This is a genomic window from Rhizobium sp. BK049, assembly GCF_014193135.1.
Taxonomy (GTDB): Bacteria; Pseudomonadota; Alphaproteobacteria; order Rhizobiales; family Rhizobiaceae; genus Rhizobium.
In genome coordinates, this window is sequence record NZ_JACHYV010000014.1 from 65,523 (window position 1) to 80,048 (window position 14,526).

17 protein-coding genes are annotated in these 14,526 nt (G+C 62.0%); 9 read left to right on the plus strand and 8 right to left on the minus strand.

The annotated features are described in order from the left end of the window. Positions 1 to 5 precede the first annotated feature (5 nt). Together glcF and FHT70_RS16160 are read left to right on the plus strand one after the other, a co-directional pair. The gene (gene glcF, locus FHT70_RS16155) at positions 6 to 1,316 is read left to right on the plus strand and encodes a glycolate oxidase subunit GlcF (RefSeq protein ID WP_183702898.1); all 1,311 of its coding nucleotides are present in this window, start codon (positions 6 to 8) and stop codon (positions 1,314 to 1,316) included. 43 nt (positions 1,317 to 1,359) lie between these two features. Continuing rightward, positions 1,360 to 1,797 carry a hypothetical protein gene (locus FHT70_RS16160; RefSeq protein ID WP_097597807.1) on the plus strand — a complete coding sequence of 146 codons (438 nt, stop codon included), beginning with the start codon at positions 1,360 to 1,362 and terminating at the stop codon, positions 1,795 to 1,797. 23 nt (positions 1,798 to 1,820) lie between these two features. Here FHT70_RS16160 and FHT70_RS16165 read toward each other — a convergent pair whose 3' ends face one another. The 3 genes from FHT70_RS16165 to FHT70_RS16175 all read right to left on the minus strand — a co-directional run bounded on the left by FHT70_RS16165 (position 1,821) and on the right by FHT70_RS16175 (position 4,289). Further along, positions 1,821 to 2,495, minus strand: coding sequence for an outer membrane beta-barrel protein (locus tag FHT70_RS16165; RefSeq protein ID WP_183702900.1), 675 nt, complete (start codon positions 2,493 to 2,495; stop codon positions 1,821 to 1,823). 120 nt (positions 2,496 to 2,615) lie between these two features. Next, entirely contained in the window at positions 2,616 to 3,308 is a 693-nt protein-coding gene (locus FHT70_RS16170; protein WP_085777092.1) for a L,D-transpeptidase, read from the minus strand. A 234-nt stretch (positions 3,309 to 3,542) separates the two neighbouring features. Beyond that, positions 3,543 to 4,289, minus strand: coding sequence for a L,D-transpeptidase (locus FHT70_RS16175; protein ID WP_183702903.1), 747 nt, complete (start codon positions 4,287 to 4,289; stop codon positions 3,543 to 3,545). A gap of 228 nt (positions 4,290 to 4,517) precedes the next feature. Between FHT70_RS16175 and FHT70_RS16180 the strand changes: the two genes are divergently transcribed. Together FHT70_RS16180 and FHT70_RS16185 are read left to right on the plus strand one after the other, a co-directional pair. Then, positions 4,518 to 5,147 carry a DNA-3-methyladenine glycosylase I gene (locus FHT70_RS16180; protein ID WP_183702906.1) on the plus strand — a complete coding sequence of 210 codons (630 nt, stop codon included), beginning with the start codon at positions 4,518 to 4,520 and terminating at the stop codon, positions 5,145 to 5,147. Then, positions 5,144 to 5,638, plus strand: coding sequence for a hypothetical protein (locus tag FHT70_RS16185; RefSeq protein ID WP_183702909.1), 495 nt, complete (start codon positions 5,144 to 5,146; stop codon positions 5,636 to 5,638). Before FHT70_RS16180 ends, FHT70_RS16185 begins: the two co-directional genes overlap by 4 nt. A 12-nt stretch (positions 5,639 to 5,650) precedes the next feature. Here the strand turns inward: FHT70_RS16185 and FHT70_RS16190 are convergent, their stop codons facing one another. Further along, positions 5,651 to 6,355, minus strand: coding sequence for an HAD family hydrolase (locus tag FHT70_RS16190; RefSeq protein ID WP_183702912.1), 705 nt, complete (start codon positions 6,353 to 6,355; stop codon positions 5,651 to 5,653). Positions 6,356 to 6,610: 255 nt separating this feature from the next. On the opposite strand from FHT70_RS16190, the gene FHT70_RS16195 reads away from it, so the two are divergent. Beyond that, positions 6,611 to 7,660, plus strand: a complete 1,050-nt coding sequence (locus tag FHT70_RS16195) for an aldo/keto reductase (RefSeq protein WP_183702915.1) — start codon at positions 6,611 to 6,613, stop codon at positions 7,658 to 7,660. Positions 7,661 to 7,731: 71 nt separating this feature from the next. Here the strand turns inward: FHT70_RS16195 and FHT70_RS16200 are convergent, their stop codons facing one another. The 3 genes from FHT70_RS16200 to FHT70_RS16210 all read right to left on the minus strand — a co-directional run bounded on the left by FHT70_RS16200 (position 7,732) and on the right by FHT70_RS16210 (position 9,378). Continuing rightward, positions 7,732 to 8,091, minus strand: coding sequence for a DUF305 domain-containing protein (locus FHT70_RS16200; RefSeq protein WP_183702918.1), 360 nt, complete (start codon positions 8,089 to 8,091; stop codon positions 7,732 to 7,734). Positions 8,092 to 8,166: 75 nt separating this feature from the next. After that, entirely contained in the window at positions 8,167 to 8,535 is a 369-nt protein-coding gene (locus tag FHT70_RS16205) for a hypothetical protein (protein WP_183703078.1), read from the minus strand. Positions 8,536 to 8,613: 78 nt separating this feature from the next. Continuing rightward, a complete protein-coding gene (locus tag FHT70_RS16210) occupies positions 8,614 to 9,378 on the minus strand; it encodes a hypothetical protein (RefSeq protein WP_183702921.1) in 765 nt (254 codons plus the stop codon). 128 nt (positions 9,379 to 9,506) lie between these two features. Between FHT70_RS16210 and hisS the strand changes: the two genes are divergently transcribed. The 3 genes from hisS (at position 9,507) to hisG (ending at position 13,072) form a co-directional block, all read left to right on the plus strand. Further along, complete coding sequence (gene hisS, locus FHT70_RS16215) at positions 9,507 to 11,078, plus strand: histidine--tRNA ligase (RefSeq protein WP_183702924.1); 1,572 nt, start codon at positions 9,507 to 9,509, stop codon at positions 11,076 to 11,078. Between the two features lie 126 nt (positions 11,079 to 11,204). Next, on the plus strand, positions 11,205 to 12,380 hold the full coding sequence (locus tag FHT70_RS16220; protein ID WP_348649553.1) for an ATP phosphoribosyltransferase regulatory subunit: 1,176 nt from the start codon (positions 11,205 to 11,207) through the stop codon (positions 12,378 to 12,380). Next, on the plus strand, positions 12,377 to 13,072 hold the full coding sequence (hisG, locus tag FHT70_RS16225) for an ATP phosphoribosyltransferase (RefSeq protein ID WP_183702930.1): 696 nt from the start codon (positions 12,377 to 12,379) through the stop codon (positions 13,070 to 13,072). The genes FHT70_RS16220 and hisG overlap by 4 nt, the downstream gene beginning before the upstream one ends. 77 nt (positions 13,073 to 13,149) lie before the next feature. Here hisG and FHT70_RS16230 read toward each other — a convergent pair whose 3' ends face one another. Then, the gene (locus FHT70_RS16230; RefSeq protein WP_085777104.1) at positions 13,150 to 13,569 is read right to left on the minus strand and encodes a DoxX family protein; all 420 of its coding nucleotides are present in this window, start codon (positions 13,567 to 13,569) and stop codon (positions 13,150 to 13,152) included. Positions 13,570 to 13,771: 202 nt separating this feature from the next. Between FHT70_RS16230 and FHT70_RS16235 the strand changes: the two genes are divergently transcribed. Further along, positions 13,772 to 14,482: a glutathione binding-like protein gene (locus FHT70_RS16235; RefSeq protein WP_183702933.1), complete on the plus strand. Its 711-nt coding sequence runs from the start codon at positions 13,772 to 13,774 to the stop codon at positions 14,480 to 14,482. Positions 14,483 to 14,526 lie beyond the last annotated feature (44 nt).

Consider the following 14,526-nt stretch of genomic DNA (forward strand, 5'->3'; position numbering starts at 1 on the left):
GCTAGATGCAAACCAATTTCACCCCGGCCCAGCTCGCCGATCCCCATGTCGCCGAATCGGAGCAGATCCTGCGCAAATGCGTTCATTGCGGTTTCTGCACCGCCACCTGTCCCACCTATGTGACGCTCGGCAACGAGCTCGATAGCCCGCGCGGCCGCATCTATCTCATCAAGGACATGCTGGAACACGGCCGGCCCGCCGATGCCGAGGTCGTCACCCATATCGACCGCTGTCTCTCCTGCCTTGCCTGCGTCACCACCTGTCCCTCGGGCGTCGACTATATGCATCTGGTCGATCATGCCCGCGCCCATATCGAAAAGACTTACAGACGGCCGTTCATGAACCGGCTGACGCGCGCCATTCTCGCGGCCGTGCTGCCCTTTCCCGGCCGGTTCCGGCTGGCGCTCCATCTCGCCCGTCTCGGCCGCCCCTTTGCCGCACTGATGCGGGGGGCAGCGCTGAAACCCTTTGCCGCCATGCTGGCGCTTGCACCGCACCGCGTTCGCGCGCCTTCAGACTTTTCAAAACCCGGCACATATCGGCCCGGGGCGGAGCGGCGCGGCCGGGTGGCGATCCTGTCCGGCTGCGCCCAGCCGGTGCTCGATCCCGGCATCAACGCGGCGGCGATCGGGCTGCTGACGCGGTTCGGCGTCGAGGTCGTGGCGCCGGAAGGCGAGGTTTGCTGCGGTTCGCTGGTCCACCATATGGGCCGGGCCGAGCAGGCGCTCGCAAGCGCCCGCACCAACGTCGATATCTGGACGCGCGAGATCGAGAGTCATGGCCTCGATGCGATCATCATCACCGCTTCGGGCTGCGGCACGACGATCAAGGACTACGGTCACATGCTGCGCCTCGACCCCGCCTATGCAGCAAAGGCGGCCAGGATTTCGGCGCTGGCAAAGGACATTAGCGAATATCTGGCGACCCTCGACCTGCCGGCCCATATGCCGAGGGGCATCACGGTCGCCTATCATTCCGCCTGTTCGATGCAGCACGGCCAGCGCATCACCCTTCAGCCGAAGCAACTGCTGAAGGCGGCGGGCTTCACCGTGCGCGATCCGGCCGAAGGCCATCTCTGCTGCGGCTCGGCCGGCACCTACAACATCCTGCAGCCGGAGATTTCGGCGGCGCTGAAGGCCCGTAAGGTCAAAAACATCGAAGCCACCAAGGCCGATATCATCGCCACCGGCAATATCGGCTGCATCACCCAGATCGCCACCGGAACCGAGATCCCGATCCTGCATACGGTCGAACTTCTCGATTGGGCCTATGGCGGCGCTATGCCGGAAAAATTAACCGGTTTGTCGTTAGGCTGAAGGGAATGCGGGCCCATTCGGGCCGCTCCCGGGAGGTTGGGCGATGTGGCGGGGAATGATTGTACTTGCGGGACTGCTCGGTGCGGCAGGCGCGGCCCGTGCCGACAGCCGCCTATTTTGTTCCGCCGATGACGCGCAGGCGCGGTTCACCCTCGAAAGCGGTTTCGCAAGCGATGCCGGCCACAGGCTCAACCATTTCCGCGGCGCGCTTATTGTCAAGGATCCCGCACAAGCGGCCTTTGCAAAACGTGTGTTCGAATCACAGCATCTAAGCAATCACTGGTCGCGCGATGGCGAACTGCTCCTGGAAGTCTTCGACGGCGGCGGTGACGATACCGGCGGCGCAACGCTGGATCTGGTGGTGGTCGCCGGCGCGCGTGGCAAGCCGGCGGCGAATTTCAGCGGCACCTATTCCCTGACGATCGAGGGCGGCGGCAAACCTTACGCCGCCGAGGGCAAGGTCAGCTGCGGCACGAAATAGCGCCGCAGCTGAATTTCAATTCATTACCAGTGGAACGATACGCCGACATTGACGGCGTTGGTGAAGATGTTGGTCTTCAGCCGGTCGCCGCTGTCGATCGGAACGTCGACGCGCGAATAGGTGCCCTTGTATTCGACGAAGGTCGACCAGCGGTCGGTCACCTTGAAGTCGACGCCGGCCTGAGCCTGCAGCGTCACGCCGCCGAATTCATAAGCCCAGGTCTTGCCCTCGGGGCGAATCACTTCGACATGCGGAATGTTGACGCCGATGCCGGCGCCGAGATAGGGCGTCCAGCGGCGAGTCGGATCCTGGAAGCGATAGAGACCGTTCACGGTGAGCAGGTTCAGGCCGTCGGTGAATTCGAAATGCGACCAGCCGGCCTTGGCGAGCGTGTCGTCATCGGCATAGACCTTGTCATGGGTATAATCGAGCGAGATACCCCAGTTCGGCTTGTTGAAATTCTCGAGCCACCAGGTGACGCGGCCGCCGTAATAGGGCGGGCTGCCGAAGGATTTGCCTTCCCAGCCGGCCGTGAAATGCGTGCCGTCGGAGACGTCGACACCACTGTGCGGCGCGGTCTGGTAGCCGCCATAGATGGAGAATTCCAGATCTTCCGCTGAAGCCGAGGCTGCTGAACAGATGGTGAAAAGCGCGATGCCCGCAAACAGGGAGGCGGAGGAGCGCAGCGCAGACGTCATTGAATAACCCCAAATTGCAATATGTCGACTCTGAGGCAGCTTTGGCAGTTTTCCGCCGCAATGTCTAAGCAAAACAAAGGGCGCCTCCAATGGCGCCTTCGTTTTTTTCTAAAGTGTTGCTCAGCCGCCGAACATCGTGCGCAACACGTCGATGCCTCTGTCTTCGAACGCCACGTTGCCCTGCTTGTTGCCGGGACCGATGACGATCACCTTGGTGCCGACCGGGGCGCGATCATAAAGATGCATCACGTCCTCGTTCATCATGCGGATGCAGCCGGAAGACATGTTGAGGCCGATCGTCCAGGGCTGGTTGGTGCCGTGGATGCGGAAGATGGTGTCGCGGCCGCCCTGATAGAGATACATGGCGCGGGCGCCGAGCGGATTGTCCTCGCCGCCTTCCTGGTAGGCGGGGATGATGTGGCCCTTGGCGGCTTCGCGGCGGCGCATTTCGGCCGGCGGCGTCCAGGCCGGCCATTCGGCCTTGCGGCCGATCTTAACGATACCCGACCAGCCGAAGCCGTCGCGGCCGACGCCGATGCCGTAGCGGGTGGCGCGGTTGTTGCCTTCGACCAGGTAGAGATATTTGTTGTTGGTATCGATGATGACGGTGCCAGCCGCTTCCGTGGTCACCAGGCGCACTTTCTTGCGCTTGAACTGCGGCTTTACGTACTTCGGCATCTGCGCCACGCGCACGATCTGCGCCGGCTGCCGTGCATTGTCGGAAGCCGAGCCGACTGGCGCGGCGAAGGCTGATGTAGAAATCAAGGACAGGACAAGTCCGGCCGCGGCCAGTCCCGGCATCACTTTGATCATAGTCGATTCCCCTCAAGCAAGTCCGCCCGAAGCTACATGATCTTCTGCCCGATTCAAGATCGACATGGCCGGATAAAGCAATTTTGACGAGTGAAGCCGCCTGTCTTAGGGGCGTCATAGAGCATTTCCGTATTTCTCCGAAACACGAATATGCTCCATCTCATTGTTTTTACTCGATTCCCAACGCAAAACTGCTGAACACTCTTGCTGGTGCTCCAGCTTTTGCGTGTGCCGTTACATGACGATAACGCGGGTTCCGACGTTGACGCGGTCGTAGAGATCGACGACGTCCTCGTTGCGCAGGCGGATGCAGCCGGAAGAAACGGCGCTGCCGATCGACCAGGGCGCGTTGGTGCCATGGATGCGGTAAAGCGTCGAGCCGAGATACATGGCGCGCGCGCCGAGCGGGTTTTCCGGGCCGCCGTCCATGCGCGCCGGCAGATAATGACCCTTGGCGGCCTCGCGGCTGATCATCTCGGAAGGCGGCGTCCAGTCCGGCCATTCCGTCTTGCGGGTGATCTTATGGACGCCCGCCCATTCGAAGCCCGGCTTGCCGACGCCGACACCGTAGCGCCGCGCCCTGCCGCCGTCCATGACCAGATAGAGAAAGCGGTTGTTGGTGTCGATGACGATGGTCCCGGGCTTTTCCGTGGTGTCGTAATCGACCATCTGCGGCAGATATTGCGGCTCGATCGGATGGCGGATCGCCGGTATGCCGGGATTGATCGCCGAAACGGTCTGAGGGGCCGGCTGCGGCGCCTGACGCATGATGCGGCGCTGGAAAAGACCACGCTGCTGCGGCTGCACCACCGGGCGCTGATAGACGACAGGCCGGACCTTGCCGCCGAGCTGATTGATCCACGGTGCGGTCAGATCGGGGCTGAGGATGACTGGCGGACGGGTGGCGTAGCGGTCGTCCGCAACGGCGGCCGTGGAGAAGATGCCGCAGAAGGCTGCGGCTAGAAAAAGGTGTTTCATCATCGGACGAACTCTCTACAAATGACCGAAAATGGACTGGCGGGACGGATCCGCTCGCACAGACGCTGCCACCCCATCCGCCAGCGAATGGTAAATATCGATCCGTGAAAAACCGACGGGCCGAATAAACTTTTCGTCAGGGTTACCGATCGGTTTGGAAAGACGGTTTGCAAATGGTAAAGCCGGAATCATGACTGGACAGCGAAGCGGATCCCCGAAAATGAAGCGGACATGAGCACGAATGGCATCATCATCGGCGAGGACGGCAGGAGCCGCTGCCACTGGCACGCCAACCTGCCGGACTATCTCAAGTACCACGACGAGGAATGGGGCCGGCCGGTCACCGACGATATCCGCCTGTTCGAGAAGATTTGCCTCGAAGGATTCCAGTCCGGCCTTTCCTGGCTGACCATCCTGCGCAAGCGGGAGAATTTCCGCGCCGCCTTCGCCGGTTTCGATTTCGAGAAGGTTGCCCTCTTCGGTGAGCAGGATGTGGCCCGCTGCCTGGCCGATGCCGGCATTATCCGTCATCGCGGCAAGATCGTCTCCACGATCAACAATGCCAGGCGCGCCATCGAACTTCGGGACGAATTCGGCTCGCTCGCCGGTTATTTCTGGCGCTACGAACCCGGCCACAACGAGAGGCCGGCTGTGGTCGATCGCGACCACATAGTCGCCAATCCGACGACGCCGACATCGGTCGTCATTTCGAAGGATCTGAAGAAACGCGGCTGGACCTTTGTCGGCCCGACCACAATTTATGCCTTCATGCAGGCGATGGGCCTCGTCAACGATCATCTGGAGGGTTGTTTCTGCCGGCCCGAGGTGGAGGCGATGCGCGCCGTATTGGTTCGACCATGAAAGATCTGTCCGTGAAAATATTGACCCTTGCCCTGTTCTTCTTGCCGGCATTTGCCGCGGCGCAGACGCCGCAGCTCGATCCCGGCGAGAAGCTGGAGAAGCTGCAGTTTCCGGCCGTCACGATGCAACTCAAGGGATGGACGAAATTCGGCAATAGCCATGTTTACACGCTGCCGGTGCGCGCCGGTCAGCACGTGAAGATCGATTTTTCCACCAAGAGCAAGTTCGCCTTCCTGGCGATCTTCGACCTGTCGAAACCCGATGACGAAGCTTTCTTCGGCACCGATGAGGACGGCATGAGCTACCAGACGACGGTGAAGGAAAATACCACCTGGCTGCTGCGGCCCTATTACTCCAAGGTCTCGCCGCGCCGCGGCCTCGGCGCCCCCTTCAGCATCCTGATCGAGCCCTTGACCACAGCCCCGCAGCAGCCGCCGGCTCAGCCGGAATCGCCCTCACTGTTTCCGAAGGCGCCTCCCAAGGCGAAGTGAGGCGCGGCCGCGCTATGCGAGCCCGTCAATCAGTTCGCGCAATTCGCCGAGATGGCCGATCTTGCGGAAGCGCGGCGCTTCCGTCGGTTCGTCCACATGTTCCAGCACCCAGGTGAGTTCGTGCGGCACGAAGACGCCGTAGCTGCCGGCGGCGATCGCCGGCACGATATCCGATTTCAGCGAATTGCCAACCATCATCGCTCGCTCCGGCCCGTCGCCAACCTTGGAGAAGATGCGGCGATAGGTGACGGCAGTCTTGTCGGACACGATCTCGACGGCATCGAAGAAGTCGCCGAGCCCGGATTGGGCGAGCTTACGCTCCTGGTCGAAGAGATCGCCCTTGGTGATCATGACAAGCAGATACTTGCCGGCGAGCGCCTCCAGCGTGTCGCGCGCATGCGGCATCGTCTCGACCGGATGGCTGAGCAGGTCGCGGCCAGTATCGAGGATCTTGGCGATGACGCTCGCCGGCACCTTGCCCTCGGTGATCTCGATCGCCGTCTCGATCATCGATAGCGTGAAGCCCTTGATGCCGAAGCCGTAGTGGCGAAGATTGCGTTTCTCGGCTTCCAGCAGCCGCTCGGAGATCTTCGGGCCTTCGGCGAAATCGGCAAGAAGCTCGGTAAAATGAGCTTCCGTCAGTCGGTAATATTGTTCGTTCTGCCAAAGCGTGTCGTCGGCGTCGAAGCCGATCGTCGTCAGTGCTCGCGTCGTCACATGTGCACCTCTTGAACTATGGCCGGCAATCTATCGGCCGCCTGTGTCGAGACAAGGGCTAAGTCGAGACAAGGGCGTCAGCCTTCGATGCGACAAGGCCTGGCGTTGAAAAGCGCCGCCGTCGCACTACATCGAATGGGCCTCACCCAGCAGCCAGCCACGGCTGTGCCTGTCGCGCGCAGGCCAATAATCAAAAGATGAAGTTCTTCCGTTCGCAAGTCCCTCTTGCGGCAGACACAAAGGATTTTTTCGACCATGCGTTACAATCAACTCGGAAATACGGGACTTTTCGTCTCGGAAATCTGCCTGGGCACGATGACCTTCGGCGAAGCCAAAGAAGGCAGCATGTGGGGCGCTATCGCCGATGTCGACCAGAATGCCGCCGACCGGATCGTCGAGCGCTCGCTTGTAGCAGGCGTCAATTTCATCGACACGGCCGATGTCTATTCATCAGGCGAGTCCGAAAGGCTGCTCGGCCAAGCGCTGAAGAACCTCGACATCCCCCGCAAGGACGTCGTCATCGCCACCAAGGTCTATGGCGTCATGGGCGACAAGCCGAACGACCGCGGCGCCTCGCGCGGCCATATCATGGATTCGGTCGAGGCGAGCCTCAAGCGGTTGCAGACCGATCATATCGACCTCTATCAGATCCACGCGACAGATACGGTGACGCCGATCGAGGAGACGTTGCGCGCTTTCGACGATCTCGTTTCGCGTGGTCTTGTGCGCTATATCGGCGTCTCCAACTGGCAGGCCTGGCGCATTTCCAAGGCGCTCGGTCTCTCCGAACGCCGCGGCTTTGCCCGGTTCGAAACGGTGCAGGCCTATTATTCCATCGCCGGCCGTGATCTCGAACGGGATATCGTGCCGATGATGCAGGAGGAAAAGCTCGGCCTGATGGTCTGGTCGCCGCTCGCCGGCGGCCTGCTCTCCGGCAAGTATGGTCCGGGCGCCCCCGGCAACGGCGAGGGCCGCCGCGCCAATTTCGACTTCCCGCCGGTCGACAAGGACAGGGCCTGGGCCTGCGTCGCCGTCATGCGCGAGATTGCCGAAAAGCATGGCGTCAGCGTCGCGACCGTTGCACTCGCCTACATCCTCGCAAAGCCTTTCGTCACCTCTGTCATCATCGGCGCCAAGCGTGTCGATCAGCTCGACCAGAACCTCGCCGCCGTCAGGCTGAAGCTCGAGGAAGGCGATATGCAGAGGCTCGACGAGGTAAGCGCGCTGGCGCCTGAATATCCGGGCTGGATGCTGGCAAGGCAGGGAGCCGGCCGACGCCCGGCCGATTTCGAGCCGAAGGACTGATCGCCGAAATCCGGTCCAGCACTTCGCAGGGACGCCGGAAAGATCCGGCGTTCCCGTTTTCAGACGATCGGCTATTTGCCGTGAGCTTTGAGCCAGGCATTCATCTCCGTAATCTCGGCTTCCTGTGCCTTGATGACGGCTTCGGCGAGTTTGCGCAGATCGGGGTCCTTTCCGTACTGGAGCTCGATCTTGGCCATGTCGATCGCTCCCTGATGGTGGGGGATCATGCTGCGGACGAAATCCGTATCGGCGTCGCCACTGTACTTGATCATCATATCCTCGTGCATCTTGTCGTTCGCCTTCTTGAACGCCTGGCTGGAGGCGTCGTGGCCGGTCATCGGCTTGTTCATGTCCATGGGTTTGTCTTCGGCAAGAGCGGGCGAAGCAAGGGCAGCGAGCACTGTGGTGATGGCGATGATTTTCAGAGACATGAGAGTTCCTTCCTCTGTCTGACAATAGGTTTTTGGGCGGCGCCTGCCGCCCGTTCGGCATGAAAGAATCCGAGATCAGAACATTCGGGGAGGGGGCGCCAGCGGAGCAGGGCGATCGTCATCCAGGACGCGGGCAAGCGCCGGCGCGGGATAGGCGAAAACCGGCTTTACACCAGCGGCCGTCATGGCCGCCGGCGGCAGCAACAGACAGGCCGCACAAAGTGGCATTTGCGCCGCCCTGCCGGCAGCGCAGGGATCTTTCAGCGCCTGCGCCTTGCCCGTCGCTCCGGACATGTCCATCCCGGCCATCGCGTGATCCATGGTGGCGGACCTGGGGGCCGCCGGCCCGTTCATCGATGCGCATGTCGGACAGCCTGCCCATGCGGACATCGCGCTGTAGACCAGCCAGCCGAGTACCATCGTCATGAGAGCGAGCGTGCGCATGAGTTTCAATGTAGGCAAATCCCGGCGGAAGCCAAGTCAGTAACGCAAATCTCAATCGTCGACGGCGCGACAGGCCTTTCACCAGGCGGCAATCACCTTGTGTTCGATCCGGTAATTCCTGCTCTCTTCGCCGAGCGGAGCGACCGGCCATGTCCAGACCGCTTTCGCCGGCGGCGGGGTCACGCCGTGCAGCAGGTCGGCCTCCTCATGTGTTTTGCCGTTGCGGTCGATGACGGCATAGGCGATGTCGGTCACGAGGCAATGCCGGCAGGAAAGTCCCGAAAGGCCGCTGAGATGCGCAGCGACCAGCCTCTCCACAGTGTCTTCAGGCATTCGACCGGCTGCCTCTGCCTCATGGCGCCGTTTCACGCCGCGGCCGATCTGCGACAAGAGATTGGCGGAAACCACGAAATCGAGATAGGGCACGCTACGCAGGAACCCGAGCGGTTCGGCTTCTTGCCCGGCCGCGAGTTCGTCATAGCCGGAGAGATCGCGCTCGATCAGCCGGACGTTGCGATAGCCCTTGGCCGCAAGCCACAGCCGTACTGAGGCGAGATGAACGAGATCGATGAGCACGACCGTGTCGAAATTGCGTACCAGCTCGTCGATCGGCACGTCCCGCAACAGGCCGGAGCCGAGCACGACGGCGGTCCGTTTCTGACGGAGCCCGGCCGCCGCCGCACGGATCGCATTGCGGCTCTTCTCTTCGTGGTCGGCCCAATTACGGGCGCAGCGTCCAGCCCGCGACCAGAGATTGATGGAATAGCGGATGAACTTTCGATGGCGCTTGCCGGTCAGCGGCAACGTCGCGGCATAGAGGAGCGCCTCGGTGATCATGAGCATATCCGCATTCTGAACAATGCCTCTCGTTCAATCGATTCCGGCAGTGCCACCAAGGCCCTTCGCCCTTGCCGCTCCCCGCCCAATCCGCTAGGACACCGCCACTGTCACAGTCAGCGGAATTCCCGGAAATGAACGACAAGCAGAAGAAACCGCAAAAGCTCAAGGCCCGCCTGCCGCGCGGCTTCGTCGACCGCTCGGCCGACGATATCCGCGCCGTCAACGAGATGACGGCAAAGATCCGGGAAGTCTACGAGCATTATGGTTTCGATCCTGTGGAAACGCCGCTGTTCGAATATACCGATGCGCTCGGCAAGTTTCTGCCCGACAGCGACCGGCCGAACGAGGGCGTCTTCTCGCTGCAGGATGATGACGAGCAGTGGATGTCGCTGCGTTACGACCTGACGGCGCCGCTTGCCCGCCACGTCGCGGAAAATTTCAACGAGATCCAGCTTCCCTACCGCACCTATCGCGCCGGCTACGTATTCCGTAACGAGAAGCCCGGCCCCGGCCGCTTCCGCCAGTTCATGCAGTTCGATGCCGATACCGTGGGCGCGCCTGGTGTTCAGGCCGATGCCGAAATGTGCATGATGATGGCCGATACGCTCGAGGCCCTCGGCATCAAGCGCGGCGACTACGTCATCCGAGTCAACAACCGCAAGGTTCTGGACGGCGTCTTGGAGGCGATCGGCCTCGGCGGCGACGACAAGGCCGGCCAGCGGCTCAACGTTCTGCGCGCCATCGATAAGCTCGACAAGTTCGGCCCGGAAGGTGTCTCGCTGCTGCTCGGCCCCGGCCGCAAGGATGAATCCGGCGACTTCACCAAGGGCGCCGGCCTCAATCAGGCGCAGATCGACAAGGTGCTGTTCTTCGTCGGCATCAAGGATTATGCCGAAAGCGCCGGACGTCTGGCCGAACTCGTTGCGGGGACGTCGAAGGGCGCCGAAGGCGTCGAGGAGTTGAATTTCATCGGTGCACTCGTCACGAGCGCCGGCTATGGCGCCGACCGCATCAAGATCGACCCCTCGGTCGTGCGCGGCCTCGAATATTATACCGGCCCGGTCTATGAGGCCGAGCTTCTCTTCGACGTCACCAATGAAAAGGGCGAGAAGGTCGTCTTCGGCTCGGTCGGTGGCGGCGGCCGTTATGACGGCCTGGTCTCACGCTTCATGGGCCAGCCGGTGCCGGCGACCGGCTTTTCGATCGGCGTCTCGCGCCTGATGACGGCGCTGAAGAACCTCGGCAAGCTCGGAGCGAGCGCGGTGATCGAGCCGGTGCTGGTGACGGTGATGGACGGCGACGTCGAGGCGATGGGCCGCTATCAGAAGATGACCCAGCAGCTGCGCGCCGCCGGCATCCGCGCCGAGATGTTCCAGGGCAACTGGAAGAAATTCGGCAACCAGCTGAAATATGCCGACCGCCGCGGCTGCCCCATTGCCATCATCCAGGGCGGCGACGAGCGCGCCCAAGGCGTAGTGCAGATCAAGGATCTGATCGAGGGCAAGCGGCTCTCCGGCGAAATCGAGGACAATGCCAGCTGGCGCGAGGCCCGCGTGGCGCAGGAGACGGTTGCGGAAGCCGATCTCGTCGCCAAGGTGAAGGAAATCCTTGCGGCGCAGGCTGAGGATTGGAAGAGGGCAGGCTCCCGCTTCGAAACTGCAGATGATCCCGCTCAAGCCGGTGACACAGATGACGACATTTGAGAGAGAACTCCCCTTCTCCCCTCGGGGAGAAGGTGGCCCGAAGGGTCGGATGAGGGGGCGCCACGGCAGAAGCTGTCCTTCGCTCGCCGCTCGGGACATTCGTCGTTTGCACTTCTCATCCCCCTCATCTGCCCTGTCGGGCATCTTCTCCCCGTTGGGGAGAAGAGGGAAGTCAACCCAATGCCCCTGATCAACCTCCCCGAATTCTCCAGCGAGCTGCTTGCCGAATTTGCCGCCCGGAGCGCCGAGCGCATCGATACGCCGGTCATTCAGCCGGCCGAGCCGTTCCTCGATATTGCCGGCGAGGATCTGCGCCGGCGCATCTTCATGACCGAGAGCGAAACCGGCGCCAGCCTCTGCCTGCGGCCCGAATTCACCATCCCCGTCTGTCTGCGCCACATCGAGACGGCGACCGGCACGCCCAAGCGTTACGCCTATCTCGGCGAGGTCTTCCGCCAGCGCCGCGACGGCGCCAATGAATTCTATCAGGCCGGCATCGAGGATCTCGGCGACATCGACATACCGGGCGCCGATGCGCGCGCCATCGGCGACGCCACCGGCATTCTCGCCCGCCTGCTGCCGGGCCGGCGCTTAGCCGTGACGTTGGGCGATCAAGCGGTGTTCGAGGCGGTCGTCCAGGCGCTCGGCCTGCCGCTCGGCTGGCAGAAACGACTGATCCACGCTTTCGGCAACATGAGGCAGCTGGAGGCGCTGCTGGCCGGCCTCGTCAGCCCGCAATTCGTCACCGGCCTCGACGATGATATCGCCAGGATTGTTGCCTCAGGCGACGATCAGGCGCTGGTCGCCCATATCGAGCACGAGATGCAGGCGACGGGTTACTCGACGAATGCCAGCCGCTCGCCGCTGGAGATCGCCCGCCGCCTCAAGGAAAAGCTCATCCTGTCCGAGACGCGTCTCGACGATGCCGCCTTCCATGTGCTGGAAGAGTTCCTGTCGCTGCACGTGCCGCTCGTCAATGCGTCCGCAGCACTTGCCGGCTTTGCCGACGCTGCCGGCTTGAAGCTCGGCAATGCGCTGTCGCGCTTTAACGGCCGCGTTGCCGCCCTTGCCGATGCCGGCGTCGATCTGTCCTGCCTGGACTATCGCGCCGCTTTCGGGCGTCCGCTCGATTATTACACCGGCCTCGTCTTCGAGGTGACGGTGGAAGGTTCGAGCGCGGTTCTAGCCGGCGGCGGCCGCTTCGACCGGCTCTTAACCTTCCTCGGCGCGACGGACCGCATTCCGGCCGTCGGCTTCTCCTTCTGGCTCGACCGCATCGAAACCGAAAGGGCAGCCGCATGACCATCATGATCGCGCTTCCCTCGAAGGGCCGGATGAAGGACGACGCTTCGGCGATATTCGAGCGGGCCGGCATGCCGATCTCGGCGGTTGGCAACGACCGCTCCTATCGCGGCCGCGTCGAAGGCTGGGACGATGTGGAAATCGCCTTCCTCTCGGCCTCCGAAATCTCCCGTGAACTCGGCAACGGCACCGTCGACTTCGGCGTCACCGGCGAGGACCTCATGCGCGAGGGCTTTTCCGAGGTCGACAAGCGTGTCGAATTCTGCGCCCGGCTCGGCTTCGGCCACGCCGATGTCGTCGTCGCGGTGCCCGAGATCTGGCTCGATGTCGACACCATGGCCGATCTCGGCGATGTCGCCGCCGATTTCCGCGCCCGCCACGGCCGACGCCTTGCCATCGCCACCAAATACTGGCGCCTGACCCAACAGTTCTTTTCGAGCCAGCATGGCATCCAGCTTTATCGCATCGTCGAAAGCCTGGGTGCGACCGAAGGCGCTCCCGCCTCCGGTTCGGCCGATATCATCGTCGATATCACCTCCACCGGCTCGACGCTGCGGGCCAATCATCTGAAGGTGCTCCAAGACGGTGTCATCCTGCACTCGCAGGCCTGCCTCGTGCGTGCCCGCAAGGAGAGCCACGTGGACTCGCCGGTCGTGCAGGCGATCGTCGACGCGGTGCGCGCCGCCCTCTAATCTCTACTATCAACGCGTAAGAAAACCCGCCGTCAGTTCAATGACGGCGGGTTTTGCATGCTTGGGAGGAGATGGAATTAGCGGGCAGCGACGGCCTGCAGACCACGGCGTGCGTCGATCGAATAGGCACCGGCACCGACGGTGGCGAGCAGGATGTACGCGCCGGCCAGCGTGATGTTCTTCATAACCATGATCTGGTTGAGAATGTTCACGAGTTCCGTGCCGCTAGCGTAGGGCAGATGGAAGGCAACGCCCGTAAAGACACAGAAGCCAGCGAGCAGCCAGCCGGCAATACGGACCTGGAAGCCTGCGAGAACCGCAAGGCCGGCCAGCAGTTCGAAAAGGCCTGCGACATAGGCCAACAGGGTTGCCGCCGGCAGGCCGGCACCGGCGATCATGCCCGCAGTACCGGCGGGATCGGTCAGCTTCATGAAGCCGGAAAGGATGAACATGAATGACAGAAGAATGCGGGCAATCAGGATGATGGCGTTCGACATGGATATTGTCTCCGTTTGAAGGCTCGGGAGATCTTGGTGCCCCCGGCACGCTGTGGATCTCTGATACCCCTATGTCGCCGATTTCTTCCGTCATGGAAAGATAAACAGAAGGGGACGCTTCGTTCAACAATATGGAACAATACCCTCGCTTGCCTTTCCGGAGCATCGTCTTCTATGGTCGGCCGATAATATGGAGTCTCTTATGGCAGATCTTTCCGCATTTCCGATCACCACGCGCTGGCCGGCGAAAAATCCCGATATCATCCAGCTCTATTCACTGCAGACGCCGAACGGGGTGAAGGTATCGGTCGCCCTCGAAGAGCTCGGGCTCCCCTACGAGCCGCACTATATTTCCTTTGCCGCCAACGAGCAGAACTCGCCGGAATTCGAATCGCTCAATCCGAACGGCCGCATTCCGGCGATCATCGATCCGAACGGGCCTGGGGGAAAGCCGATCGGGCTGTTCGAATCCGGCGCCATCCTGCTCTACCTCGCCGAAAAGACCGGAAAGCTCATCCCCGCCGATGCCGCCGGCCGCTATGAATGCATCCAGTGGGTGTTTTTCCAGATGGCCGGGATCGGCCCAATGCTCGGTCAGTTCGGGCATTTCTACAAATTCGCCGCCGACAAGGTCGCCAATAATTCCTATCCGGTGGAGCGCTACCGCGATGAATCCAAGCGGCTGCTCGGCGTGCTCGAAGGCCGGCTGAAAGGCCGCCAATGGATCATGGGTGAACAATATACGATTGCCGACATCACCACTTTTACCTGGATTCGCGGCGCCGATATCTTCTATGGCGGCCGTGAGATTCTCGAATATGCGAAATTCCCCGCCGTTTCCGATTGGCTGGAACGCTGCATCGCGCGCCCGGCAAGCGCCAGAGGCCTCAACATTCCTGTCAAACCGGAGTAACGGACGATCCGCCGGCAAATGCAAAAGGCCGCCCTGCCGCCCGG